General features: G+C 70.3%; 16 protein-coding genes, 4 pseudogenes and 1 riboswitch. Of the genes and pseudogenes, 14 read left to right on the top strand and 6 right to left on the bottom strand.

Going from position 1 to position 24912, the window contains the following annotated elements; translation table 11 throughout:
• Positions 1-68 precede the first annotated feature (68 nt).
• Positions 69-899, top strand: a complete 831-nt coding sequence (locus tag OH735_RS28370) for a S1 family peptidase (protein ID WP_406384460.1) — start codon at positions 69-71, stop codon at positions 897-899.
• Positions 900-1000: 101 nt separating this feature from the next.
• On the opposite strand, the gene OH735_RS28375 is transcribed toward OH735_RS28370, so the two are convergent.
• The gene (locus tag OH735_RS28375) at positions 1001-1234 is read right to left on the bottom strand and encodes a hypothetical protein (RefSeq protein ID WP_406384461.1); all 234 of its coding nucleotides are present in this window, start codon (positions 1232-1234) and stop codon (positions 1001-1003) included.
• A gap of 436 nt (positions 1235-1670) precedes the next feature.
• On the opposite strand from OH735_RS28375, the gene OH735_RS28380 reads away from it, so the two are divergent.
• The 4 genes and pseudogenes from OH735_RS28380 (at position 1671) to OH735_RS28395 (ending at position 6133) form a co-directional block, all read left to right on the top strand.
• Positions 1671-3791 (top strand): type IIA DNA topoisomerase subunit B, encoded by a 2121-nt coding sequence (locus tag OH735_RS28380; RefSeq protein ID WP_406384462.1) that lies wholly within the window; start codon positions 1671-1673, stop codon positions 3789-3791.
• 74 nt (positions 3792-3865) lie between these two features.
• Positions 3866-3970 (top strand): annotated as a pseudogene (locus OH735_RS28385) (DNA-binding response regulator); the annotation flags it as partial.
• A gap of 130 nt (positions 3971-4100) precedes the next feature.
• Positions 4101-4544, top strand: coding sequence for a DUF485 domain-containing protein (locus tag OH735_RS28390; RefSeq protein ID WP_406386782.1), 444 nt, complete (start codon positions 4101-4103; stop codon positions 4542-4544).
• Positions 4541-6133: a cation acetate symporter gene (locus OH735_RS28395; protein ID WP_406384463.1), complete on the top strand. Its 1593-nt coding sequence runs from the start codon at positions 4541-4543 to the stop codon at positions 6131-6133. Before OH735_RS28390 ends, OH735_RS28395 begins: the two co-directional genes overlap by 4 nt.
• Positions 6134-6226: 93 nt before the next feature.
• Here the strand turns inward: OH735_RS28395 and OH735_RS28400 are convergent, their stop codons facing one another.
• The 3 genes and pseudogenes from OH735_RS28400 to OH735_RS28410 all read right to left on the bottom strand — a co-directional run.
• Complete coding sequence (locus tag OH735_RS28400; protein ID WP_406384464.1) at positions 6227-6910, bottom strand: response regulator; 684 nt, start codon at positions 6908-6910, stop codon at positions 6227-6229.
• The gene (locus OH735_RS28405) at positions 6907-8583 is read right to left on the bottom strand and encodes an ATP-binding protein (RefSeq protein ID WP_406384465.1); all 1677 of its coding nucleotides are present in this window, start codon (positions 8581-8583) and stop codon (positions 6907-6909) included. The genes OH735_RS28400 and OH735_RS28405 overlap by 4 nt, the downstream gene beginning before the upstream one ends.
• 216 nt (positions 8584-8799) lie before the next feature.
• Positions 8800-9747 (bottom strand): annotated as a pseudogene (locus tag OH735_RS28410) (citrate/2-methylcitrate synthase); the annotation flags it as partial.
• Between OH735_RS28410 and OH735_RS28415 the strand changes: the two are divergent.
• Together OH735_RS28415 and OH735_RS28420 are read left to right on the top strand one after the other, a co-directional pair.
• Positions 9742-10201, top strand: a pseudogene (locus OH735_RS28415) (citrate/2-methylcitrate synthase); the annotation flags it as partial. The pseudogenes OH735_RS28410 and OH735_RS28415 overlap by 6 nt on opposite strands.
• A 22-nt stretch (positions 10202-10223) precedes the next feature.
• The gene (locus OH735_RS28420) at positions 10224-11342 is read left to right on the top strand and encodes a CobW family GTP-binding protein (protein WP_406384466.1); all 1119 of its coding nucleotides are present in this window, start codon (positions 10224-10226) and stop codon (positions 11340-11342) included.
• A 54-nt stretch (positions 11343-11396) separates the two neighbouring features.
• Here the strand turns inward: OH735_RS28420 and OH735_RS28425 are convergent, their stop codons facing one another.
• Positions 11397-13850 (bottom strand): DNA topoisomerase (ATP-hydrolyzing) subunit A, encoded by a 2454-nt coding sequence (locus OH735_RS28425; protein WP_406384467.1) that lies wholly within the window; start codon positions 13848-13850, stop codon positions 11397-11399.
• 279 nt (positions 13851-14129) lie between these two features.
• On the opposite strand from OH735_RS28425, the gene OH735_RS28430 reads away from it, so the two are divergent.
• The 4 genes and pseudogenes from OH735_RS28430 to OH735_RS28445 form a co-directional block, all read left to right on the top strand.
• Positions 14130-15512: a M16 family metallopeptidase gene (locus tag OH735_RS28430; RefSeq protein WP_406384468.1), complete on the top strand. Its 1383-nt coding sequence runs from the start codon at positions 14130-14132 to the stop codon at positions 15510-15512.
• A gap of 26 nt (positions 15513-15538) precedes the next feature.
• Positions 15539-16921 (top strand): M16 family metallopeptidase, encoded by a 1383-nt coding sequence (locus tag OH735_RS28435; RefSeq protein WP_406386783.1) that lies wholly within the window; start codon positions 15539-15541, stop codon positions 16919-16921.
• A gap of 328 nt (positions 16922-17249) precedes the next feature.
• A riboswitch (cyclic di-AMP (ydaO/yuaA leader) is annotated at positions 17250-17417 on the top strand.
• A gap of 12 nt (positions 17418-17429) precedes the next feature.
• The gene (locus OH735_RS28440) at positions 17430-18233 is read left to right on the top strand and encodes a M23 family metallopeptidase (RefSeq protein ID WP_406384469.1); all 804 of its coding nucleotides are present in this window, start codon (positions 17430-17432) and stop codon (positions 18231-18233) included.
• A 299-nt stretch (positions 18234-18532) separates the two neighbouring features.
• A pseudogene (locus OH735_RS28445) lies at positions 18533-19192 on the top strand (GntR family transcriptional regulator); the annotation flags it as partial.
• Between the two features lie 338 nt (positions 19193-19530).
• Here the strand turns inward: OH735_RS28445 and OH735_RS28450 are convergent.
• Entirely contained in the window at positions 19531-19812 is a 282-nt protein-coding gene (locus OH735_RS28450) for an HPr family phosphocarrier protein (protein ID WP_266749172.1), read from the bottom strand.
• 172 nt (positions 19813-19984) lie between these two features.
• Here OH735_RS28450 and OH735_RS28455 point away from each other — a divergent pair, with 172 nt between their 5' ends.
• The 3 genes from OH735_RS28455 (at position 19985) to OH735_RS28465 (ending at position 24885) form a co-directional block, all read left to right on the top strand.
• The gene (locus tag OH735_RS28455; protein ID WP_406384470.1) at positions 19985-22960 is read left to right on the top strand and encodes a GNAT family N-acetyltransferase; all 2976 of its coding nucleotides are present in this window, start codon (positions 19985-19987) and stop codon (positions 22958-22960) included.
• Between the two features lie 141 nt (positions 22961-23101).
• Complete coding sequence (locus tag OH735_RS28460) at positions 23102-23698, top strand: DUF5998 family protein (protein ID WP_406384471.1); 597 nt, start codon at positions 23102-23104, stop codon at positions 23696-23698.
• On the top strand, positions 23698-24885 hold the full coding sequence (locus OH735_RS28465; RefSeq protein ID WP_406384472.1) for an alkaline phosphatase family protein: 1188 nt from the start codon (positions 23698-23700) through the stop codon (positions 24883-24885). The genes OH735_RS28460 and OH735_RS28465 overlap by 1 nt, the downstream gene beginning before the upstream one ends.
• Positions 24886-24912 lie beyond the last annotated feature (27 nt).

Consider the following 24912-nt stretch of genomic DNA (forward strand, 5'->3'; position numbering starts at 1 on the left):
GGGTGCGATCCATGGCACGTCGGATGACTCTGGGTGGGAAATGGTTCACCACAGAGTCAGGAGTGCGCATGTCCCGTACTGTCTTCCGCGCCATGACCGGGGTGCTCGCCCTGGTGGCCACCATGGCCGCGGTACCGCCCGGATCCGCAGCTCCGGCTGTTGCGGACAGTATCGTCATCGGCGGTCAGCCCGCACACGTCAAGGACAGCCCCTGGGTCGTCGCGCTGTCCAGTCGGGACCGGTTCGGAGATACGCGCGCCGGCCAGTTCTGCGGCGGTGTCGTGGTCGCGCCGAAGAAGGTGCTGACCGCGGCGCACTGCCTGAGCAGGGAGGCGCTCGGAGTCGACATCGACAAAGTGCGCGATCTGCGGATCATCTCGGGCCGGGACACCCTGCCCGGCACCGACGGGAAGGAGGTGCCGGTCCAGGCGGCATGGAGCAACCCGCGATTCGACCCCCTCACGAACGCGGGGGACCTGGCGGTGCTCACTCTGGCCGACGCGCTGCCCGCGACGAGCGTGATCCCGATGGCCGAATCCGGTGACGCGGCATACCGGCCGGGTACGGAGGCCGTCGTCTACGGGTGGGGTGACACGACCGGGAGCAGCGACTACGCGTCCTCACTCCGTGCCGCCAAAGTGAGCGTCCTGCCGGACAGCCTGTGCGCGCAGGTCTACCCGGGCGGCAGGAATGGCACGTACGACGCCTCAGCGATGCTCTGCGCGGGCGAACTGCAGGGCGGGTATGACTCATGCCAGGGCGACAGCGGCGGGCCGCTGGTGGCCGGTGGGCGGCTCATTGGGCTGGTGTCCTGGGGGAACGGCTGTGGCAGGGCGGCGAGCCCCGGCGTGTACACCCGCGTCTCGGCCGCCATCAACTGGATGCCGGCCGGTAGCTGAACGACAACATCGCGTAGGTACGAGAACGGGCGGCTTCCTCCTGGGAAGCCGCCCATCGGCCGGTCCGGAACCTGGCCCTGGCTCGTCGTGGATGCGAGGTGTCAGTGTTGTTCCTCTGCGGCGGCTTGGGCCTGTACGGCGGTCAGCCGGTCCGTCTCATCCTGTATTTCCGCGGCGATCTTCTTGAGTTCCGGCTCGAACTTGCGCCCGTGGTGGGCGCAGAAGAGCAGCTCACCGCCGCTGATCAGGACGACGCGCAGATATGCCTGGGCGCCGCAACGGTCACAGCGGTCTGCTGCGGTCAGCGGGCTCGCGGGGGTCAGAACAGTAGTCACGTCGCCTCTTCTCTAGCTCGACGAGCTGTCGTACCAGGGTCAACATCCAACCAGGCCGAAAACGTTCCCGCTCGTGGCTTTTCTTCGAAACTTCTTCTCAAGATGGCTGTCTGTTGCCGGTTCGCGGCGAATGTGCCGTATTGCGTAGCGCTACGGTTTCGCGTTGCTTGTCATGTGTGGATCCTCCCGGCTGGCTTGCCGGTTTGTTCATGAGGACGTGCCCGGAGCCTAAATGGTTCATGCCTGGAAGGGAACGTGATGTTCGCGTCACTCCTGCGAGGGATCGAACGTGTATGCGAGGCTGGACTAGTGTGAGGGTTCTCGGAGGGTGGCGTTACAACCGCTCTACCAGGCCTCGGTACCCTCTCAGCGGCGACCGAAGCCGAGCCCGCTACCCACTTGGGCCCCAAATGAAATTCAGCGAGGAGCGAACCGCGTGACCGCCGATACGTCCGTGCCGTCCACTGCGCTGCTGACCGGAGCAGACCGAGACGGTTCCAACTACACCGCGCGGCACCTGCTCGTACTTGAGGGGCTCGAAGCGGTTCGCAAGCGTCCCGGTATGTACATCGGGTCCACCGACAGCCGCGGCCTCATGCACTGCCTCTGGGAGATCATCGACAACTCCGTCGACGAGGCCCTGGGCGGTTACTGCGATCACATCGAGGTCGTCCTCCACGACGACAATTCCGTGGAGGTCCGGGACAACGGGCGCGGTATCCCGGTCGATGTCGAGCCCAAGACGGGTCTGTCCGGCGTCGAGGTCGTGATGACCAAGCTGCACGCCGGCGGGAAGTTCGGCGGCGGCTCGTACGCCGCGTCCGGCGGTCTGCACGGCGTGGGCGCCTCCGTGGTCAACGCGCTCTCCGCCCGGCTCGATGTCGAGGTCGACCGCAACAGCGCGACCCACTCGATCAGCTTCCGCCGCGGAGTCCCGGGCATCTTCACCGAGCAGGGGCCGGACAGCCCCTTCGATCCGGCCAACGGCCTGCTCAAGGGCAAGCGGGTACCGAAGGCGCGCACCGGAACCAGAGTGCGTTACTGGGCGGACCGGCAGATCTTCCTCAAGGACGCCAAGCTCAACCTGGAGACGCTCCACCAGCGGGCGCGGCAGACGGCCTTCCTCGTCCCCGGGCTCACGATCGTCGTTCGCGACGAGCGTGGCCTCGACGGCCAGGGCAAGACTGAGGAGACCTTCCGCTTCGACGGTGGAATCAGTGAATTCTGCGAATACCTCGCCCAGGACAAGGCGGTCTGTGACGTCCTGCGTCTGAGCGGCCAGGGCACCTTCAAGGAGACCGTCCCGGTCCTGGACGAGCGCGGTCACATGACGGCGACCGAGGTCACCCGTGAACTCGTTGTCGACATCGCGATGCGCTGGGGCACCGGATACGACACCAACCTCAAGTCCTTCGTCAACATCATTGCCACCCCCAAGGGCGGCACCCATGTGACCGGATTTGAACGCTCGGTGACCAAGACGGTCAATGAGGCACTGCGGTCGGCCAAGCTTCTCCGCGTCGCCGAGGACGACATCGTCAAGGACGACGCGCTGGAGGGCCTCACCGCGGTCGTCACCGTACGGCTGGCGGAGCCGCAGTTCGAGGGCCAGACCAAGGAGGTACTCGGCACCTCGGCGGCCAACCGGATCGTCGCCGGCGTCGTTTCCAAGGAGCTCAAGGCGTTCCTGACTTCGACGAAGCGCGATGCCAAGGCCCAGGCCAGGGCGGTCCTGGACAAGGCTGTGGCGGCTGCGCGCACGCGCATCGCGGCCCGCCAGCACAAGGACGCGCAGCGCCGCAAGACAGCGCTGGAGTCCTCGTCGCTGCCGGCGAAGCTCGCCGACTGCCGCAGCGACGACGTGGACCGCAGCGAGCTCTTCATCGTCGAGGGCGACTCGGCGCTCGGTACGGCCAAGCTTGCGCGGAACAGCGAGTTCCAGGCGTTGCTGCCGATCCGAGGCAAGATCCTCAATGTCCAGAAGTCGTCCGTCTCGGACATGCTGAAGAATGCCGAGTGCGGTGCGATCATCCAGGTCATAGGAGCCGGGTCGGGGCGGACCTTCGACATCGACGCCGCCCGCTACGGGAAGATCGTCCTGCTCGTGGACGCCGATGTCGACGGTGCGCACATCCGCTGCCTGCTGCTGACCCTGTTCCAGCGCTACATGCGGCCCATGGTGGAGGCGGGGCGGGTCTTCGCCGCCGTACCCCCGCTGCACCGGATCGAGCTGGTCCAGCCCAAGAAGGGCCAGGACAAGTACATCTACACGTACTCCGACAACGAGCTGCGCCAGCGGCTGTTGGAGCTCCAGCGGAAGAACGTCCGGTACAAGGACTCGATCCAGCGTTACAAGGGTCTGGGCGAGATGGACGCCGACCAGCTGGCGGAGACCACGATGGACCCCCGGCACCGTACGCTGCGGCGGATCAACATCGGCGATCTGGAATCGTCGGAGCACGTCTTCGATCTGCTGATGGGCAATGACGTGGCACCGCGCAAGGAGTTCATCGCCAGCTCGGCCGCCACCCTGGACCGCTCGCGCATCGACGTCTGAGCAAGTCGCCGTCTCCACCCGTGGGTGGAGACGGCGAATCCACCCACGGTCAACCCCTGAACCGATCCCCTGACATCGACAACCTCTTCGCGAAGGCCGGAGCGCGCGACCGGGCACAGACCGTTCGTTATGCGTACGTTCGGGGCCTCGCACAGTCGCCCGGGCCGACCTTCACCTGAAGAGGTGAAGACCGCGAATGAAGTGCCCTGGATCTTCCCGATCTGCCCATTCTTGGGTACGCGGCCGAATTGGTCCGTGGACAAGGGGAGTTGTTCGGTGGAGAAGGAAGCAGGGCGTGAGGCCGCAACGATGCGGCTCGGCGACCCTTGGTACGACGCGCTGGCCTCCGGCTGGGGCGAGCTGGATGGTGCGGGGGGCTTCGCTCCCGCCGGGCGTCCGGGGCCGGCGGACCCGCGGCGCGGCCACAGTGCGGCCGAGATCTATCTGGAGGTGCAGCGCAGCGAGGCCTTCCAGGAAGTGCGCCGTCGGTACCGGCGGTTCGTCGTCCCGGCCACCCTTGCCTTTCTTGTCTGGTACCTCGCCTACGTCGTCGTCGCGATCACCGCACCCGGACTGATGGCCCGTCCGGTGGCCGGAGCGGTCAATGTCGCGATGGTCGCGGGGCTCGGGCAGTTCCTCACGACGTTCCTGCTCACCGGGGCGTACGCGCGGCACGCGCGGCTGCGCAGGGACCGGGCCGCGCTCGATCTGCGGTGGGAGACACAGGAGATGACGCGGGGGATCGGGCGTTGAACGGGAACCACCAGACGCTGGCGCTCCTGCTGTTCAGCGCCTTCATCGCAGTGACGCTCGCCATCACCACCTGGGTGAGCCGCAACCGGCACGGCTCGACCGAGGAGTTCTACGCGGGAGGCCGGCTGTTCTCTCCCATGGAGAACGGTTTCGCCATTGCCGGGGACTACATGTCGGCCGCGTCCTTTCTCGGCATCTCGGGGCTGATCGCCCTCTTCGGCTACGACGGCATGCTCTACTCGGTCGGGTTCCTCGTCGCGTGGCTGGTCGTCCTGCTGCTGGTCGCCGAACTGGTCCGCAACTGCGGCCGGTTCACGCTCGCCGACGTGGTTGCGGCGCGGATGGCGGAGCGCCCGGTCAGGATCGCCGCGGGTACCTCGTCCGTCACCGTCTCCGTGCTCTATCTGGTGGCACAGATGGTCGGCGCGGGCAGCCTGGTCGCGCTGCTCCTCGGCGGTACGAGCGGTGCCGCCCGTTCCTGGACCGTCATCGGTGTCGGGGCGCTCATGGTGATCTATGTGTCGCTCGGCGGGATGCGCGCCACGACCTGGATCCAGATCGTCAAGGCCGTTCTGCTGATGGTGGGGGCAGTCGTGCTCACCGTGCTCGTTCTGGTCCGCTTCCACGGCGACTTCAACGCCCTGCTCGACTCCGCCGCCGAACGGAGCGGGCACGGAAGCCGATTCCTCTCGCCCGGGCTCCGGTACGGCGGAACCTGGACGGCACGCATCGACTTCATCAGCCTGGGTCTGGCCCTGGTACTCGGTACGGCGGGGCTGCCGCACATCCTGTCGCGGTTCTACACCGTGCCCACAGCCCGGGCGGCCCGCCGTTCGGTCGTCTGGTCCATCGGACTCATCGGCAGCTTCTACCTGATGACGATCGCGCTCGGATTCGGGGCGGCGGCACTGGTCGGTTCGGCCGAGGTGCGGGCGTCGAATTCTGCGGGCAACACCGCGGTTCCACTGCTGGCCCTGGAGCTCGGCGGCGGCGAAGGGTCCACCGGGGGGACGATTCTGTTCGCCGTGGTCGCCGCGGTGGCCTTCGCGACCATCCTCGCCGTCGTCGCGGGAATCACTCTCGCCTCGTCCGCCTCGGTGGCCCATGACCTCTACGCCTCGCTCAGGCGCCCGGGCTCCAAGCAGTACAGCGAGGTCGCCGTGGCCCGGGTCGCCGCAGCCGGGATCGGGGTGGCCGCCATCGGGCTCGGCCTGGTCGCCCAGGACCTCAACGTGGCGTTCCTGGTGGGGCTCGCCTTCGCCGTCGCCGCTTCGGCCAACCTCCCGGTGCTGCTGTACTCCCTTTTCTGGCGGAATTTCACCACCCGCGGAGCGGTCTGGTCCGTCTACGGCGGGCTGATCCCCGCCGTGCTGCTCGTACTCCTCTCCCCGGTCGTCTCCGGCAGCCCGGACTCGCTCTTCCCCGGCGCCGACTTCCAGCTCTTCCCCCTGGAGAACCCCGGCCTGGTCTCCATTCCGCTGGGCTTCCTGGCCGGCTGGGTCGGCACGGTCACCTCCACCGAACCGCCCGACGCCGCCAAGCACGCGGAGACCGAGGTCCGCGCGCTGACGGGGGCGGGGGCGGTGTAGCCGCACGCCTGCGCTGTACGGGCCGGGGCTGCGCCGTGTACAGGCCGAGTCCGCGCCGTGTACGGTCGAGCCTGCTCCGTACCGGCCGGGCTGTCAGGGATGACCGCCGGTGGACCAGGTGTAGCGGTGTTCGGGGCGGCCCGTCTCGCCGTACCGCAGCGTCAGTCGCACTCTGCCGGTCCTTTCCAGCAGCTTCAGGTAGCGCTGCGCGGTCTGCCTGCTCATTCCGGCACTCTCCGCGATCTCCTGCGCGGAGAGCGGCCCCTCTGCGTTGCGGAGCGCTTGGCGGACGAGTTCCGCCGTGGCCGGTGAGTGGCCCTTGGGCAGGCTGGGTTCGCCCGCCGCCCACAGGGCGCCGAAGAGCCGGTCGACTTCACCCTGCTCGGCCTCTCCGCCGCGTTCGAGGGTGTGGCGCAGCGCCGCGTAAGCCTCCAGCTTGGTGCGCAGCCCGGCGTAGGTGAAGGGCTTCACCAGGTACTGCAGCGCGCCGTATCGCATGGCTTCCTGGACGGTGGCGACGTCTCGCGCCGCCGTCACCATGATCACATCGGTGTGGTGACCGAGCCTGCGCAGTTCCCGCACCATCGACAGACCGTTGCGGCCGGGCATGTAGTGGTCCAGCAGGACCAGGTCCACACGCTGTTCCTCGATCGTCGCAAGGGCTTCGGCGGCGGAGTACGCCAGGGTGGTCACCCGGAATCCCGGCACCCTGGACACATAGGCCGCATTGACCTTCGCGACCCGGATGTCGTCGTCCACGACCAGGACCTCGATCACTGAGTTTCTCCCGAGATGCCGGTGTTCGGTTCCGGAGCGTCCGGTTCGGTCGTTTCCGGATCGGCGAGGGCCTCCGGCAGTACGACGGTGAACTCCGCGCCGCTGTCCGCGGCCCCGTCGACCGTCACGCTGCCACCCTGCCGTTCCGCCAGCCGCCGCACCAGTGCGAGTCCCAGGCCGCGCCTGCCGTGGGCCGGGAGCTCCTTCGTCGACCAGCCCTCCGTGAAGATCAATGCGCGTTGGGCGGCCGGAACCCCCGGGCCGCTGTCACGGACCCGCAGCACCACTGTGCGGCCCTCGGCGTGGAGGCCCACCTCGGCCCGGGCGCCGTCCGTTCCGGCCGCCGCGTCCAGTGCGTTGTCCACGAGATTGCCGACGACGGTGACCAGCCCGCGAGGGTCCACGAGCCGGTCCGGCAGCAGGGTCCCGGGCGCCACGCGCAGGGCGACGCCGCGCTCCGCCGCGACCGTGGCCTTGCCGACCAGGAGCGCGGCCAGCAGGGGGTCACGCACCTTCTCGGTGACCTGCTCGGCCGTCGCCCGGTGGACGCCGACGACCTCGGTGACATATTCCATGGCGTCCTCGTGCATGTCCAACTCCAGCAGCCCCAGGAGGGTGTGCAGGCGGTTGGCGTGCTCATGGTCCTGGGCTCGCAGTGCGTCGATCAGGCCACGGGTGGAGTCGAGTTCGCGGCCGAGATGTTCGAGTTCGGTGCGGTCGCGGAGAGTGGCGACGGCGCCGCCGTCGTCGGTCGGCATCCGGTTGGCGAGCAGGACCCGGGTGCCCTGCACCGTCAGCAGATCGTCGCCGACCACCCGGCCGGCCAGCACATCCGCGGTCCGCCCCTCGCCGAGCACGGTGTCGAGCGGGCGGCCCGCGGCATCGGGGCCGAGGCCGAGCAGCCGCTGAGCCTCGTCGTTCACGAGTCGGATGCGGCCGTGCTCGTCGAGCGCCACGACCCCTTCCCGAATGCTGTGCAGCATCGCCTCGCGCTCCGTGAGCAGCGCGGAGATGTCGGAGAAGGCAAGGTCATGGGTCTGGCGCTGGAGGCGCCGGGAGATCAGGTAGGCGGCCAGCGCGCCGACGGCGAGCGCCCCGCCCGCGTACGCGAGCAGTCCGGGAATCGCCTCGAGCAGCCGGGCGCGGACACTGTCGTAGGCGATACCGACCGAGACCGCGCCGACGATCCGGTGCGCCTCGTCGCGCAGCGGTACCTTTCCACGGGCCGAGCGGCCGAGCGTGCCGCTGTCGATCTCCATGACGTTCCGGCCCGCGAGTGCGTCGCTCGGGTCGGTGGATACGACCTTGCCTATCTGGTCGGTGTCGGTGTGCGACCAGCGCACCCCGTGCCGGTCCATGACGACGACGTACTCGGCGCCGGTGGCGCGTCTGATCCGCTCGGCCGCGGACTGCACGGGACCGGCGGAGGCCGGAGCCGTGGCGAGCAGCGCCTCGGCGATCTGCGGCTGGACCGCCGCGCTCTGCGCGATGGCCAGTGCGCGCCGCATCGCCTGGTCGTCCAGCTGGGCGCTGAGGGGCGCCAGGAAGAGGCCGGTGGCGAGTACGGTGACGCCGGTGGCTATGGCCAGCTGCATCAGCAGCACCTGGGAGAAGACCCGCTGCGGCCAGCCGAGCCGGCGCGCTCTTCTGACGGCGGGCGGTGGGGCGCTCATCGCATGAACGGTAGAGGGCATTCCGGGCTTTCCGAAATTCCCTCTGAAGTTTCTCTTTGCGATTCCCCTCTGTTGTCCGGGACTCTCCTCCCGGAGCCGGAGCCGGAGCCGGAGCCGGAGCCGGAGCCGGAGCCTGAGCTGGTGGTGCGGGGCTCCGCCACCCGGCCGCCACGCAACGCCTTCAGATGGCGTCGCGATTTTGCGCCGTGCGACCGTCTATCGCAGTGGTTCTCCCGTGACGGTCGGTAGCGGCTGAGGGGGCCGGGGGCCGCCGTACTGACCGATGGGACGCATGCGCAGGGGCCTTTCCCCGTACTCCTCCAACGCATGCGCGATCCAGCCGGCCGTACGGGACACCGCGAACACCGTCTCGCCCGCCTCCGCGGCCATGCCGGAGGAGACCGAGAGCACGGCGAGCGCCAGGTCGACATTGGCGTGCAGGGGCGCGTGGCGAGCGGTCGTGGTGACGACGTCGCGTGCCGCGGCAAGCGCCCCAGCCGCCCGCGGAATGTCCGCGAGGAGGTCGAACAGCGTCCGCGCCCGCGGGTCCTCGGAGTCGTAGAGGCGATGGCCGAGCCCCGGCACCCTGCGTCCGGTACGGAGATGGTTCGCGACCACCGGGACCGCGCTGCCCCGCTCCAGGACCTCGGTCAGCATCCGGTGCGCCAGACCGATCGCTGCCCCGTGCAGGGGGCCCTCCAGGACTCCGAGGCCGGCGGAGACCACCGCGTACGGATGGGCGTGGGCGGACGCGGCGACCCTGGCGGCCAGTGTCGACGCCGCGAGATCGTGGTCGATCAGGAGGGCGAGGGCGGTGTCCAGCGCGGCGATTGACGGCTCGTCGGCGGGTTGGGCCGTGAGCTTCGGCCACAGTCGCCGGGCCAGCCCGGCCCCGCTTCCGTCCGCCTCCTCGCCGGCCGTATCGCCTGTCGACGATGTGCCGCCGGTCAGAGGCAGCGCTTCGACCAGGGTCGGGATCAGGGTCCGTGCACTGGCGAGCACCGCCTCGCGCGAGAGATCGAAGCGCAGCGGATCGGCGGTCGCCGCGGCGATCACGGCCACCCGCAACCGGTCCGTGGAGCCGCTGTGCGCGGGCAGCGCGTCGACCGTCCGGCGCGCCGCGGCCAGCGCCTCATCAGGCGCGGTGAAGCGGATGCCGCCTCGGCCGGTTTCCGGCCGGTGTACGACATCGACGCCGACCGGCGCCGGAGCGACGCCCTGGCCGCGTGCGCCGCCGTCCCCACCGTGCTAACCGCGCTGTATCGCCTCGGCCAGGGCCTCGAACCGGTCGAGCCGCGCGGCGATCTAGCTGCGGGGCATCGCCCAGGGCTTCGGCGGCCCGCTCGTCGACTTCGCCGTCGAGGTCGAAAGGCAGGTCGAGGCGATCCTCGCCGAGCTCAAGCCGGGCCGTGAGCTGCACACCAACGTCGAGTTCTACGCCGGAGTCGTCATGGAGCTGTGCGGGCTGCCGCGCGAGATGTTCACTCCGACGTTCTGCGCGGCGCGGGTGGTCGGCTGGAGCGCCAATATCCTGGAGCAGGCGGCGGACTCGAAGATCATCCGCCCGGCGGCCCGTTACGTCGGTCCGCCCCCGCCGCAGCCGGTCCCGGCACCCTGACGTCCACCGAGGAAGGTCCCCGTTGAACCCGTCGTCCCCGCCCCGCAAGCAGCAGATCCCGGTCATCGTCCTTGCGGGGTTCCTGGGATCAGGCAAGACGACACTGCTCAACCACCTCCTCCGTAACCGTGCGGGAAACCGGATCGGAGTGATCGTCAACGACTTCGGCTCCATCGAGATCGACGCCATGACGGTCTCGGGGCAGGTCGGCTCGACGGTCTCACTGGGCAACGGATGCCTGTGCTGCGCGGTCGACGTGAGCGAACTCGACACCTTCCTGGAGACGCTGACCCGGCCCGCCGCCCGCCTCGATGTGATCGTCATCGAGGCCAGCGGACTGGCGGAGCCGCAGGAGCTGGTGCGCATGCTCCTGGCCAGCGACAATCCGCACATCGTGTACGGGGGGCTGGTGGAGGTCGTCGACGCCGCCGAGTTCGACGCCACCCGAATGCGCCATCCGGAGATCGACCGCCATCTCGCCGTCGCCGATCTGGTCGTGCTGAACAAGACCGACCGGGTCGGGAGCGAGGAACAGGCCCGAATCCGGGACGTCATCGCCGCGATCGGCGGCGCGGCGGCGGGCGGCAGCGCGGCCGCCGTCATCTGCGCCGCATACGGACGCATCGACCCCGAGCTGCTCTTCGACCCGGCGCTGCGGCCGGACGGTGAGGAGAAGGCGCGCCAGCTCACCTTCGAGGATCTGCTCCTGGCGGAGCGGGCCGAGGAAGAGGACGCCGGGCACGAGCACCATCTGCATGCCGCGTACGAGAGCGTCTCCTTCACCTCGGGCGTACCGGTGAATCCCCGCCGATTGATGGAGTTTCTCGACTCCAGGCCGCAGGGCCTCTACCGGATCAAAGGGTTCGTCGACTTCGGCGCGGGCGACCGCGGCAACAAATACGTCCTGCACGCGGTCGGCAGATTCCTGCGGTTCGACCCGCGGCCGTGGGCACGCGACGAACCGCGCCTCACCCAGCTGGTGCTGATCGGCTCGGGCATCGACCCGGAGCAACTGCACAAGGAGCTGGCCGACTGCCGCGAGACCACCGCTCCGGCACCGGACACGACGCAGGACGCCGCACATGAGCGAAGCATGTGGGGCGTCCTGCGGTACGTACAACGGCCAGACGGCGACGCGTAGCGGCGGGCCCCGTCGCCCGCCCGGCTTCCTGTGCCGCTGCCCGGCCGGGGCCGGCTAGACGGGGCCGGCGACCACAGCGACCGGCTTGGCCAGCGGCGTCCCCGAACCGTCGCGCCTCGGGTCCACCTCCGGCAGCTCGGTCGGCGTGCCGTTCTTCTGCGCGGCCCGGGCAGGCGTCGCACCCGCCCAGCCGAACACCAGAACGTCCTCGCCCTTGAGGAAGCGCTGACAGCGCACCCCGCCGGTGGCCCGGCCCTTGCGCGGATACTGGTCGAACGGGGTGAGCTTGCAGGTCAGCACCGAGTCGTCCAGAGTGCCGTGCGAGCCCGCCACCGTGAACACCACCGCGTCCACCGCCGGATCGACCGCGGTGAACGAGATCACCTCAACGTCCGCCGCGAGCTTGATGCCCGTCATGCCTCCCGCGGGCCTTCCCTGCGGCCGTACCTGCGCCGCCGGGTAGCGCAGCAGCTGCGCGTCGGACGTGATGAAGACCAGGTCCTCCTCGCCTGTACGCAGTTCGGCGGCGCCGACGATGCGGTCACCGTCCTTGAGGGTGATGACCTCCAGCTCGTCCTTGTTGGCCGGGTAGTCCGGCACCACTCGCTTGACGACCCCCTGCAGGGTGCCGATCGCCAGGCCCGGCGAGGCCTCGTCGAGCGTGGTGAGGCAGATGACCTCCTCGTCGCTCTCCAGCGTGAGGAACTCCGAAACCATCGCCCCGCCCGACAGACTGGGCGCGGCGTGGGTGTCCGGCAGCTGCGGCAGATCGATCACCGCGAGCCGCAGCAGCCGCCCCGTCGACGTCACCACACCCACATCGCCGCGGGCCGTCGCCGGCACGGCCGACACGATCACGTCGTGCTTGGCACGCTTGGCGTCCTCGGCGAAGACGATCGGATCGTCATTGGCGGTACGGGCCAGCAGGCCGGTCGACGACAGCAGCACCCGGCACGGGTCGTCCGCGACCTCCAGAGGCACCGAGGCGACCTGCGAACCGGCCGACTCCAGCAGTACCGTACGCCGGTCGGTACCGAACTTCTTGGCGACCGCGGCCAGTTCGGAGGAGACGAGCTTGCGCAGCTCGGTGTCCGATTCGAGGATGGCGGTCAGCTCGTCGATCTCGGCGTTGAGCCGGTCCCGCTCGCTCTCCAGCTCGATCCGGTCGAACCGGGTCAGCCGGCGCAGCGGGGTCTCCAGGATGTACTGCGTCTGGGTCTCGCTCAGCGAGAAGTGCTCGATGAGCCGCTCCTTCGCCTGCGCAGAGTTGTCGCTGGACCGGATGAGCCGGATGACCTCGTCGATGTCGATCAGCGCGACGAGGAGTCCCTCGACCAGGTGCAGCCGGTCGCGGCGCTTGGTCCGGCGGAACTCGCTGCGCCGGCGCACGACCTCGAAGCGGTGGTCGAGATAGACCTCCAGCAGCTCCTTGAGGCCCAACGTGAGCGGCTGACCGTCGACCAGCGCCACATTGTTGATGCCGAAGGACTCCTCCATCGGCGTCAGCTTGTAGAGCTGCTCCAGCACGGCCTCCGGAACGAAGCCGTTCTTCACCTCGATGACCAGGCGCAGTCCGTGCGAGCGGTCCGTGAGGTCCTTGACGTCCGCGATGCCCTGGAGCTTCTTCGCCGAGACCAGGTCCTTGATCTTGGCGATCACCTTCTCCGGGCCGACGCTGAAGGGCAGTTCGGTGACGACCAGACCCTTGCGGCGTGCCGTGACGTTCTCCACGGCGACGGTGGCTCGGATCTTGAACGTTCCGCGGCCGGCCGCGTAGGCGTCCTTGATGCCGCCGAGGCCCACGATCCGGCCACCGGTCGGCAGGTCGGGACCCGGGACGAACCGCATCAGGGTCTCCAGGTCCGCGCCCGGATGCTTGATGAGATGGCGGGCGGCGGCGATGACCTCGCCCAGGTTGTGCGGCGGCATGTTGGTCGCCATGCCGACCGCGATCCCGGTCGTGCCATTGACCAGGAGGTTCGGATAGGCGGCGGGGAGAACGACCGGCTCCTGCTCCTGGCCGTCGTAATTCGACTGGAAAGCGACGGTGTCCTCGTCGATCGACTCCGTCATCAGGGACGTGGCGTCGGCCATCCGGCACTCGGTGTACCGCATGGCGGCCGGCGGGTCGTCGTTGCCGAGTGAGCCGAAGTTGCCGTGTCCGTCGACGAGGGGGAGCCGCATGGAGAACGGCTGTGCCATCCGCACGAGCGCGTCGTAGATCGACGTGTCACCGTGCGGGTGAAGCTTGCCCATGACCTCGCCGACCACGCGGGCACACTTCACATAGCCGCGCTCCGGGCGCAGGCCCATCTCGTTCATCTGGTACACGATGCGGCGGTGCACCGGCTTCATGCCGTCGCGGGCGTCCGGCAGGGCCCGTGAGTAGATCACCGAGTACGCGTACTCGAGGTAGGAGCCCTGCATTTCGTCGACGACGTCGATGTCGAGGATCTTCTCCTCGAAATCGTCCGACGGCGGCGGGGTCTTCGTGCTGCGGCGGGCCATCGCTGCTGCGACTCCTTCACGGATTCTGACGGATTCTGTCCGGGCAACCTCAGGTTCTGACGCCGACCATTGTGGACCGCCGCACTGACATCGCCGACCTCGACCCGTCCCAAGAGGTGTTCCCGGCCCCTGCCGAGGGGTTTCACGCCCCGTCCCGCGGGGGATGCGCCCCTCTTTCACGCGAACTTCCGCGGTATGGGAACTTCGCCAGGTGTCTGCGCGCTTGCTTACAGTGGCAGGTCTCGCAGGAATTCCATTATCGCGATCGAAGGGACGTACATGCCCATGGGTCACACGGCCACAGCCCAGGCCGGCTCCGGCGGCTTGACAGCGACCGAGCACCGTCTGGCCAACGGCCTGCGCGTGGTGCTCTCCGAGGACCATCTGACCCCGGTCGCCGCGGTCTGCCTCTGGTACGACGTCGGTTCGCGCCACGAGGTCAAGGGACGCACCGGTCTGGCTCACCTCTTCGAGCACCTGATGTTCCAGGGCTCCGGCCAGGTGAAGGGGAACGGACACTTCGAGCTGGTGCAGGGGGCCGGCGGTTCGCTCAACGGGACCACCAGCTTCGAGCGCACCAACTACTTCGAGACGATGCCCACGCACCAGTTGGAGCTGGCCCTCTGGCTCGAGGCGGACCGGATGGGCTCGCTGCTCGCCGCGCTCGACGAGGAGTCCATGGAGAACCAGCGCGACGTCGTCAAGAACGAGCGCCGCCAGCGCTACGACAACGTCCCCTACGGCACGGCGTTCGAGAAGCTGACGGCCCTGGCCTACCCCGAGGGCCACCCGTACCACCACACGCCGATCGGCTCGATGGCGGACCTGGACGCCGCGACCCTGGAAGACGCGCGCACCTTCTTCCGTACGTATTACGCGCCCAACAACGCGGTGCTCTCGGTCGTCGGTGACATCGACCCCGAGCAGACGCTCGCCTGGATCGGGAAGTACTTCGGCTCCATCCCGTCCCACGACGGCAAGCAGCCGCCCCGGGACGGCACGCTCCCCGAGACCATCGGCGAGCAGCTACGTGAAGAGGTGCAGGAGGAGGTCCCGGCGCGGGCGCTGATGGCCGCCTACCGGCTGCCGCACGACGGCACCCGCGAGTGCGACGCGGCGGATCTCGCGCTCACCGTGCTCGGCGGCGGCGAGTCGTCACGGCTGCACAACCGCCTGGTCCGGCGCGACCGTACGGCCGTGGCGGCCGGGTTCGGGCTGCTGCGGCTGGCCGGTGCGCCCTCCCTCGGCTGGCTGGACGTCAAGACGTCCGGCGGCGTCGAGGTGCCGCAGATCGAGGCCGCGGTCGACGAGGAGCTCGCCCGGTTCGCCGCCGAGGGCCCCACGCCCGAGGAAATGGAGCGCGCGCAGGCCCAGTTGGAGCGCGAGTGGCTCGACCGGCTCGGTACGGTGGCCGGCCGCGCCGACGAACTCTGCCGGTTCGCCGTGCTGTTCGACGACCCGCAGCTCGCCCTGACCGCCGTACAGCGGGTGCTCGATGTCACCGCTGAAGAGGTCCAGGCGGTCGCCAAGGCCCAGCTGCGCCCCGACAACCGGGCGGTGCTGGTCTACGAACCGGTCGAATCGGCCGAGCCCGCGGAATCACCGGACACCGATGAGACCGAAGCCGACGACACCGACGCGCACGAAGGAGCGGACAAGTGACCGACGCTGCCGCGACTGGAGTTTCGATGCAGTTCCACCCGCAGCCGGCCCCCGGCGTCGCCCGCCCGTGGGCCTTCCCCGCACCGGAGCGCGGCGCCCTGCCCAACGGCCTCACGGTGCTGCGCTGCCACCGCCCCGGCCAGCAGGTCGTGGCGGTCGAGATCGTCCTCGACGCCCCGCTGGACGCCGAGCCCGAGGGCCTCGACGGCGTGGCCACGATCATGGCGCGGGCGCTGTCCGAGGGCACCGACAAGCACACGGCCGAGGAGTTCGCCGCCGAGCTGGAGCGCTGCGGCGCCACCCTCGACGCGCACGCCGACCACCCCGGCATCCGGGTCTCCCTGGAGGTCCCGGCCTCCCGGCTGGCCAAGGCGCTCGCGCTGGTCGCCGAGGCGCTGCGGGCGCCGGCCTTCGCCGACAGCGAGGTCGAGCGGCTGGTACGCAACCGGCTCGACGAGATCCCGCACGAGCAGGCCAACCCGGCCCGGCGCGCCGCCAAGCAGCTCTCCAAGGAGCTCTTCCCGGCCACGGCGCGTATGTCGCGCCCGCGCCAGGGCACCGAGGAGACGGTGGAGCGGATCGACTCGTCGGCCGTGCGCGCCTTCTTCGACGCCCATGTCAGGCCGTCCACGGCGACCGTCGTGGTCGTCGGTGACCTCACCGGCATCGACCTGGACGCCCTGCTCGCCGACACCCTCGGCGACTGGTCGGGCGACACCGCCGAGCCCCGTCCCGCCCCGCCGATCACCGCCGACGACAGCGGCCGGGTGGTGATCGTCGACCGTCCGGGCGCGGTGCAGACGCAGTTGCTGATCGGCCGGATCGGCCCCGACCGGCACGACAGCGTATGGCCGGCCCAGGTGCTCGGCACGTACTGCCTGGGCGGCACGCTCACGTCCCGGCTGGACCGGGTGCTGCGCGAGGAGAAGGGCTACACGTACGGCGTGCGGGCCTTCGCCCAGGTGCTGCGCTCGTCGGCCCCGGATTCCGCCTCGGGGGCGACCGGTGCCGCGATGCTCGCCATCAGCGGATCCGTCGACACGGAGTCCACCGGACCGGCGCTGCAGGACCTGTGGACGGTCCTGCGGACCCTGGCGGCCGAGGGGCTGACCGACGAGGAGCGCGAGACGGCCGTGCAGAACCTCGTCGGTGTCGCACCGCTGAAGTTCGAGACGGCGGCCTCCGTCGCCGGCACCCTCGCCGACCAGGTCGAGCAGCACCTTCCGGACGACTACCAGGCACACCTGTACGCCCGGCTCGCGGAGACCGGTACGGTCGAGGCGACCGCGGCGGTGGTCAACGCCTTCCCGGGCGACCGGCTGGTCACGATCCTCGTCGGTGACGCGGCGCAGATCGAGGAGCCGGTCCGGGCCCTGGACATCGGAGAGGTGTCGGTGGTCGCCGGCTGACGGGCGTACCTGTCGCGGACGCGGGAGGCTGCCTGATGGGCCGGCCGGCCCGTTGCCCGCGACAGTTCGCTGGTGACGGTTCACCTGTGGCAGCCCACCGGTACGCCGATCCACCGACCCGCCGTATGTCCACATACCGGGACAAGAGGAAGACCCCTGTGAGCGACATCTCGCCGGGGTCTTCCTTTTTGTCCGTTCTGGTGGAGAGGTTGCCAGTCTGCCCTGTGGGATGCGCTACAAAACGACCTGTCCGTTTGGTGAATGAAAGTGACCCCGCTTAGCGTCGGCTGGGCTGTCCGTCACTCGTATGCCGCATCCGCGACGTACCGGACAGTCATCGCCGAGTCCCCGTCAGGCGCGAGCCTGGGGAGCCGGGGACCCACGAAGTCCCTGGGGTGAATCGGATGCCTGAGCCTCACCGAGGCCGGGGCGTCCGTAGGAGACCTTCCTGCTCCGAACCCGTCAGCTAACCCGGTAGGCGAGAAGGAAGGAAAGGACCAGCCACTTCATGGCGTTCACCCGTGCCACCGGGAAGCATCGTGCCCCGAGCCGACTGACGCGCAGGAGCGCGAAGATCGCCGGCGTCGCGGCCCTGGCCACCACTGGCGTCATCGGCGGCGTGGCCTCTCCGGCCCTCGCAGCGGACGCCGGGGTCGCCTCCGTCAACGAGACCGGCCTGAACCAGGTCATCGCCATCGACAGCGCCCTCGCCGACCAGATAGAGGCCCAGGCCGCTGCACAGCAGCACCAGGCCGAGGCCGCGGCGAAGGTGGAGGCCCAGCGGAAGGCCGAGGCGAAGAAGCGGGCCGAAGCCAAGAAGAAGGCGGAGGCCGAAGCGAAGCGCGCGGCCGAGGTGCGCGCGGAGAAGGCGCGTGCCGCCCGGTCCGCGGAGCGCACCCGCCTGGGCGCCTTCCAGCTCCCGGTCGCCGGTTCGTACGTCACCACCGGCTACAAGTCCAGCGGCTCGCTCTGGTCGTCCGGCAGCCACTCGGGCATCGACTTCCACGCCGCGTCCGGCAGCTCCGTCGTCGCCGTCGGCGCCGGTACGGTCGTCGAGGCCGGCTGGGGCGGCGCGTACGGCAACAACATCGTGCTCCGGATGACGGACGGCACGTACACGCAGTACGGCCACCTCTCCTCGATCGGCGTCTCCGTCGGCCAGAGCATCGGCGCGGGCCAGCAGATCGGCCTCTCCGGCTCGACCGGCAACTCCACGGGCCCGCACCTCCACTTCGAGGCCCGGACGACGCCGTCGTACGGCTCCGACATGGACCCCGTCGCATACCTGCGCGCCCACGGCGTCAACGTCTGACCGACGCCACCCGTCCCGCCCGCAGCACCTCTTCGAAGGCCCCGGCACACACCGGGGCCTTCGCCGTGCCCGCCCTCGATGTCCGGCCTCCGCGCCCGGCCTCCGTGCCTGCCCTCGATGTCCGGCCTCCGTGCCTGCCCGTGGTACCCGTCGGCCGTGCCTGCCCGCCGAGCCGCGCCGTGGCCAAAAGATATTCATGAATTTTCACCCGGCATCGGAAATTCGGCCTCATTGCAATAGAGTCACAGAACAGGCGTCGGTCGGCCGCGTTTCGCGGTGATTAAGGCGGAGGTTCGGACATGCGCATTCCCGCGCATTCGGTATGCACGGCAATCCGTGACGACATCGTCTCCGGCGTCTTCGAACGTGGCAGCCGGCTCACCGAGGAGTTGCTGGCGCGTCGATACGGGGTCTCCCGTGTCCCGGTACGGGAAGCGCTGCGCACCCTGGAGTCCGAGGGTTTCGTGGTCACCCGGCGGCACGCGGGCGCCTGCGTTGCCGAGCCCACCCAGCAGGAGGCCTCCGACCTGCTGGAGGTTCGGCTGCTGCTGGAGCCGCTGGCCGCCGCGCGCGCCGCGCAGCGCCGCACCGAGGCGCATCTCAAGGTGCTGCGCGGTCTGGTCAGGCTCGGCCAGGAGTGGGCCGGGCGGGGCGAGGGGGAGGATCTGTGCCTGCTGGGCGGCTGGTTCCACGAGACGTTGGCGCAGGCCTCCGGCAGCCCCGGACTGATCGCGCTGCTCACCCAGCTCCGGCACAAGATCGCCTGGACGTACGCGGTTGAGCAGCCGGCCCGCCCGGCGGATTCCTGGGCCGAGCGCGGAGCCGTCGTGGACGCGGTGGCGCGCGGTGACGCGGAACGGGCCAGGGCGCTGACCGCCCAGCACGCCGAACAGGCCGCGGCCGCGTACCGGCTGCGCCGCATCGACCGGCCGGATCGCCGGCCCGCGGCCCCACGCGTCGGCCGGACCGCCGGCCCTCGGCCCCACGCGTCGGCCGGACCGCCGGCCCTCGGCCCCACGCGTCGGCCGGACCGCCGGCCCGCGGCCCCACGCGTCGGCCGGACCGCCGGCCCACGGCACCACGCGCCGGCCGGGTGAGGGCTTCGCAACATCCCGTAAACACCACGGGAATCCGGCCTCAATAATTACGCCGTATACAAAGAGTGGCCATTCCGCAGGGCTTTCTTCGGGCTGTCCGAATTGTCTTCGCTCTTCATTTTTCACGAAGTTTCGTCCCGGGAAAGCAAAAGAGCCGCGGATCCCGTCAAGGGGGCCACGGCTCTTTCGTGGGAAATGGGTCAGACGGTCTCCGGCAGCTCGTCGAGCCCCTCGGCGACCAGCTTCGCGAGACGGTCCAGGGCGGCTTCCGAATCGTCGGCCTCGGATGCGAGCACGATCTCCTCGCCGCCGTGCGCGCCGAGACCGAGCACCGCGAGCATCGAGGCGGCGTTCACCGGGTTGCCATCGGCCTTGGCGATCGTCACGGGGACGCCGGAGGCCGTGGCGGCACGGACGAAGATGGAAGCGGGGCGGGCGTGCAGGCCCTCGGCCCATCCGACGTTGACGCGGCGCTCTGCCATGGTTCTGCCCTTCAGGAATCTACGGTTGTCTAGACCAGTCTCTCACGCAGTGCGCGATGATCCGGCCGAACCGCGGCAGGCCCGCAGCCCGTGCTGTACCGCCGCTCGGCCCCCTCAGACTGCCCCGGCCCCAGGACCTACGCGACCGCTGACGGAGCCGTAGTCTTTGCCCATGCAGCCCTCGTCGCAGCAGAGTCCGCATCACGCGTACCCCGACCATTGGGAAGCGGACGTGGTCCTTCGCGACGGTGGAACCGCGCGGATCCGGCCCATCACCACGGACGACGCCGAACGGCTGGTCAGCTTCTACGAGCAGGTCTCCGACGAGTCGAAGTACTACCGCTTCTTCGCTCCGTACCCTCGTCTTTCCGACAGGGACGTGCACCGCTTCACTCATCACGACTACGTCGACCGGGTGGGGCTCGCGGTCACGGTCGGCGGCGAGTTCATCGCGACCGTCCGCTACGACCGGATCGACGAGCGGGGCAGGCCCGCCTCCGCACCCGCCGACGAGGCCGAGGTCGCCTTCCTCGTCCAGGACGCGCACCAGGGCCGGGGCGTGGCTTCGACGCTCCTCGAGCACATCGCCGCCGTCGCCCGCGAGCGTGGCATCCGCCGTTTCGCGGCCGAGGTGCTTCCCGCCAACACCAAGATGATCAAGGTGTTCCGGGATGCCGGGTACACCCAGCAGCGCAGCTTCGAGGAGGGCTCCGTCCACCTCACCCTGGATCTCGAACCCACCGCCGAGTCCCTCGCCGTCCAGCGCGCCCGTGAGCAGCGGGCCGAGGCGCGCTCCGTGCAACGGCTGCTCGCGCCCGGCTCCGTCGCCGTCATCGGCGTCGGCCGCACTTCCGGCGGGGTCGGCCGCACGGTCCTGCGTAATCTCCTCGGGGCCGGTTTCACCGGTCGTACGTACGCCGTGAACCGCTCCTTCGCCGCCGACCGGGGCACGATCGACGGGGTCCCCGCCCACCGTTCGATCGGCGAGATCGACGAACCGGTCGACCTCGCGGTCGTCGCCGTCCCTGCCGACCGTGTTCCCGAGGCCGTCGCCGACTGCGGCGAGCACGGTGTCCAGGGGCTGGTCGTCCTCTCCGCCGGATATGCCGAATGGGGTGCCGAGGGCAGGGAGCGGCAGCGTGAACTGGTCCGTCAGGCCCGCTCGTACGGGATGCGGATCATCGGACCGAACGCCTTCGGCGTCATCAACAACGCCGAGGCCGTCCGGCTGAACGCCTCCCTCGCCCCCGAACCGCCCGCTCCCGGACGCATCGGCCTCTTCACCCAGTCCGGAGCCATCGGCATCGCGCTGCTCTCCGGGCTCTACCGGCGCGGCGCCGGCCTCTCCACCTTCATCTCCGCGGGCAACCGCGCCGACATCTCGGGCAACGACTTCCTGCAGTACTGGTACGAGGACCCGGAAACGGATGTCGCCCTGCTGTACCTCGAATCGCTCGGCAACCCCCGCAAGTTCACCCGCCTCGCGCGGCGCACAGCCGCCGTGAAGCCCGTGGTCGTCGTGAAGGGCGCCCGGCACAGCGGCTCCACCCCGCCCGGCCACGCGGTGCCGGTCAGCCGGATCCCGGACGCGACGGTCTCCGCGCTCATGCGGCAGGCGGGCGTGATCCGCGTCGACACGGTGACGGAGATGGTCGACGCGGGTCTCCTCCTCGCCGACCAACCGCTCCCCGCGGGCCCACGGGTCGCGATCCTCGGCAACTCCGAGTCGCTCGGCCTGCTCACGTACGACGCCTGCCTGGCCGAGGGGCTCCGCCCGCGCCGGCCCCTCGACCTCACCACCGCCGCGACCCCGCAGGACTTCCGGGACGCCCTGGCCGAGGCCCTCGCCGACGACGGCTGCGACTCGGTGATCGTGACGGCGATCCCGTGGGTGGGCGAGGACGGCGAGGCGGAAGCGGGCGACGGAGAGGTGCTGGCGACCGCCCTGCACGCGGCCGCGTCCGCCGGTCCCGCCAAGCCGGTGGCGGTCGTCCACGTGGAGATCGGCGGCCTGGCCGAGGCCCTCGCCGCGGCCACCAGCACGGTCGCGCAGCCGCGCCCTTCGAAGCAGCCCTCCGCGGCCGCGACGTCCCCGCGCGCCGGAGCCGCCGTCACCACCACGCCCGGCCCCGCCCCCGCGAACACCCCCTCAGCGCCCGGCCCCGCCCCGGCGCGCACCGCCTCCGCCCCCGGCAGCGACGCGGCCACCGCAACCACGGGCACGGAGAGCAAGGACCGCCCCGAACCCACCCCCGACTCCCGCCCCCGTACCGGCCGGATCCCCGCCTATCCCGCCGCCGAGCGGGCCGTGCGCGCCCTGGCCGAAGCGGTGCGGTACGCGCAGTGGCGACGACAGGCCGCGGTACCCGGCAAGGTGCCCGAGTTCCTCGACGACACCATCGACGAACAGGGCGCCGCCGACCTGATCGACGCCCTGCTCGGCCCGGACCCAGACCCGAGGGGCAGACCACTCGCGCACGACGAGGCACGCGAACTCCTGGGCCGCTACGGCATCACCGTACGACCGACGCTTCCGGCCCCCGACCCCGAAGCCGCCGTCCACGCGGCGGCGCGGCTCGGCTATCCCGTGGCGCTCAAGACCACCGCACCCCATCTGCGCCACCGCGCCGACCTCGGCGGCGTCCGGCTGGACCTCGCCAACGAGAGCGCGCTGCGACGGGCCTACGGCGAACTGACCGACCTGCTCGGCAAGCCCGCCGAACTCCGGCCCGTCGTCCAGGCCATGGCACCGCGCGGCGTCGACACCGTCGTACGGGCCACGATCGACCCGGCGGCGGGCGCCGTCCTCTCTTTCGGGCTCGCGGGCGCACCCTCCGAACTCCTCGGCGACACCGCCCACCGCCTCGTTCCGGCCACCGACCGCGACGCCGCGGAGCTGATCCGGTCCATCCGGGCGGCCCCGGTGCTGTTCGGCTGGCGCGGCGCGGCGCCCGTGGACACCGCGGCGCTCGAAGAGCTGCTGCTGCGGGTCTCCCGGCTGGTCGACGACCATCCCGAGGTGGTCTCCATCGCCCTGGAACCGGTCGTGGTCGCCCCCCAGGGGCTGACCGTTCTCGGCGCGAGCGTCCGGCTCTCGCCGCCCCCGGCCCGCACCGACCTCGGCCCCCGCCGCCTCCCCAACTACTGACCGGACACCGACCGGAACGGCACCGCTGGTTGCCCGGCCGCCGGACGGCACCGAAAGCACTGGTCCCTCCTCCGCGCGGGCCCCGGCCGCCCTGGAGAACATCGTCCCCGGCAGTCATCCGCCCCCCGTAGGATGGTCCTCATGGCTAAGACCGGTACGACGACCCAGGGGCTGCGCGCGGCGATCGAGCGCAGTGGCTACTACCCGGCCCTCGTGGCCGAGGCGGTGGAGGCCGCCGTGGGCGGTGAGCCGGTCGCTTCGTACCTGGTGCACCAGGAGACCACCTTCGACTCCAACGAGGTGCGCCGTCACGTCACGGTCCTGGTCCTGACCGACACCCGCTTCATCGTCAGCCACACCGACGAGCAGAACGCGGACACCAGCTCCCCGACGCCGTACGCCACCACCTCCACGGAGTCGGTCAAGCTCGACCGGATCTCGTCGGTCGTGGTCAGCCGCGTCGTCGCCAACCCGGAGAAGTACGTACCGGGCACGCTGCCCCGCGAGGTCGTCCTCACCATCGGCTGGGGCGCGGTCTCCCGCATCGACCTGGAGCCGGCCGCCTGCGGCGACCCCAACTGCGAGGCCGACCACGGCTACACCGGCAGTTCCACCGCCGACGACCTGAGCCTGCGGGTCAGCGAGGCCGGTGACGGCCCGGACACCGTGCGCCAGACCCTCGCCTTCGCGCAGTCCCTCTCCGAGGCCACGGCCGTGACCGCGGCGTCCGGCAGCTGATGGCCCAGCCGGCCTGGCAGGATCCCGTCCTGCTCCCCGTCGACACCGCCCCCGTCCCGGAGTACGGCAGCGGCTCGCTCGCCGATCTGCTGCCCACGCTCGTCGCCGGACAGGGGGTGCCGGGCTTCACCGCGGCGATCCCCGAACTCACCCCCGCCGACCGGAACTGCGTGTTCCTGATCGACGGCCTCGGCTGGGAGCAGATCAAGGCCCACCCGGACGAGGCACCGTTTCTGCACTCCCTGCTCCCCACCTCGCGCGGCGGCACCGGCCGCCCGATCACGGCGGGCTTCCCGGCCACCACCGCGACGTCACTCGCCTCGGTCGGTACCGGACTCCCGCCGGGGGAGCACGGCCTTCCCGGTTACACCGCGCGCAATCCGGAGACCGGCGAGCTGATGAACCAGCTGCGCTGGCAGCCCTGGACGCCGCCGAAGACCTGGCAGCCGCACCCCACCGTCTTCACGCTCGCCGACGCCGCGGGGGTGCGCACCGCCCAGGTCTCCGCCCCCGACTTCGAGCAGACCCCGCTCACCAAGGTCGCGCTCAGCGGGGGCTCGTTCCTCGGCCGGCTGTCCGGCGAGGAGCGGATGGACGTCGCCGCCGAGCGGCTCGCCGCGGGCGACCGGTCGCTCGTCTACACGTACTACAGCGAGGTCGACGGGAAGGGCCACCGCTTCGGCGTCGACTCCGACGCCTGGCGCGGGCAGCTGATGTACGTGGACGGGCTGGCCCGGCGCCTGGCCGAACAGCTCCCGCCCCGCTCGGCGCTGTACATCACCGCCGATCACGGCATGATCGACATTCCCTTCGACGAGCAGTCCCGGATCGACTTCGACGAGGACTGGGAGCTGCGCGCGGGCGTCGCCCTGCTCGGCGGCGAGGGCCGGGCCCGTCATGTGTACGCGGTCCCGGGCGCCGAGAGCGATGTGTTGACCGTCTGGCGGGAAGTGCTCGGCGAGCAGTTCTGGGTGGCGAGCCGGGACGAGGCGATCGCGGCCGGCTGGTTCGGCCCGAAGATCGACGAACGCGTGCACGGCAGGATCGGCGATGTCGTCGCCGCGGCCCACGACGACGTGGTGATCACCGCCTCGGTCAATGAGCCGCACGAGTCGGCAATGGTGGGCATGCACGGCTCGATGACCCCCGTCGAGCAGCTCGTTCCCCTGCTCGAAGTACGCTCGTAGCCGCGTTTTCCCCACCCCGGTCTCCCC

The sequence above is a fragment of the Streptomyces sp. NBC_01618 genome (assembly GCF_045209435.1).
Classification (GTDB): Bacteria; Actinomycetota; Actinomycetes; order Streptomycetales; family Streptomycetaceae; genus Streptomyces.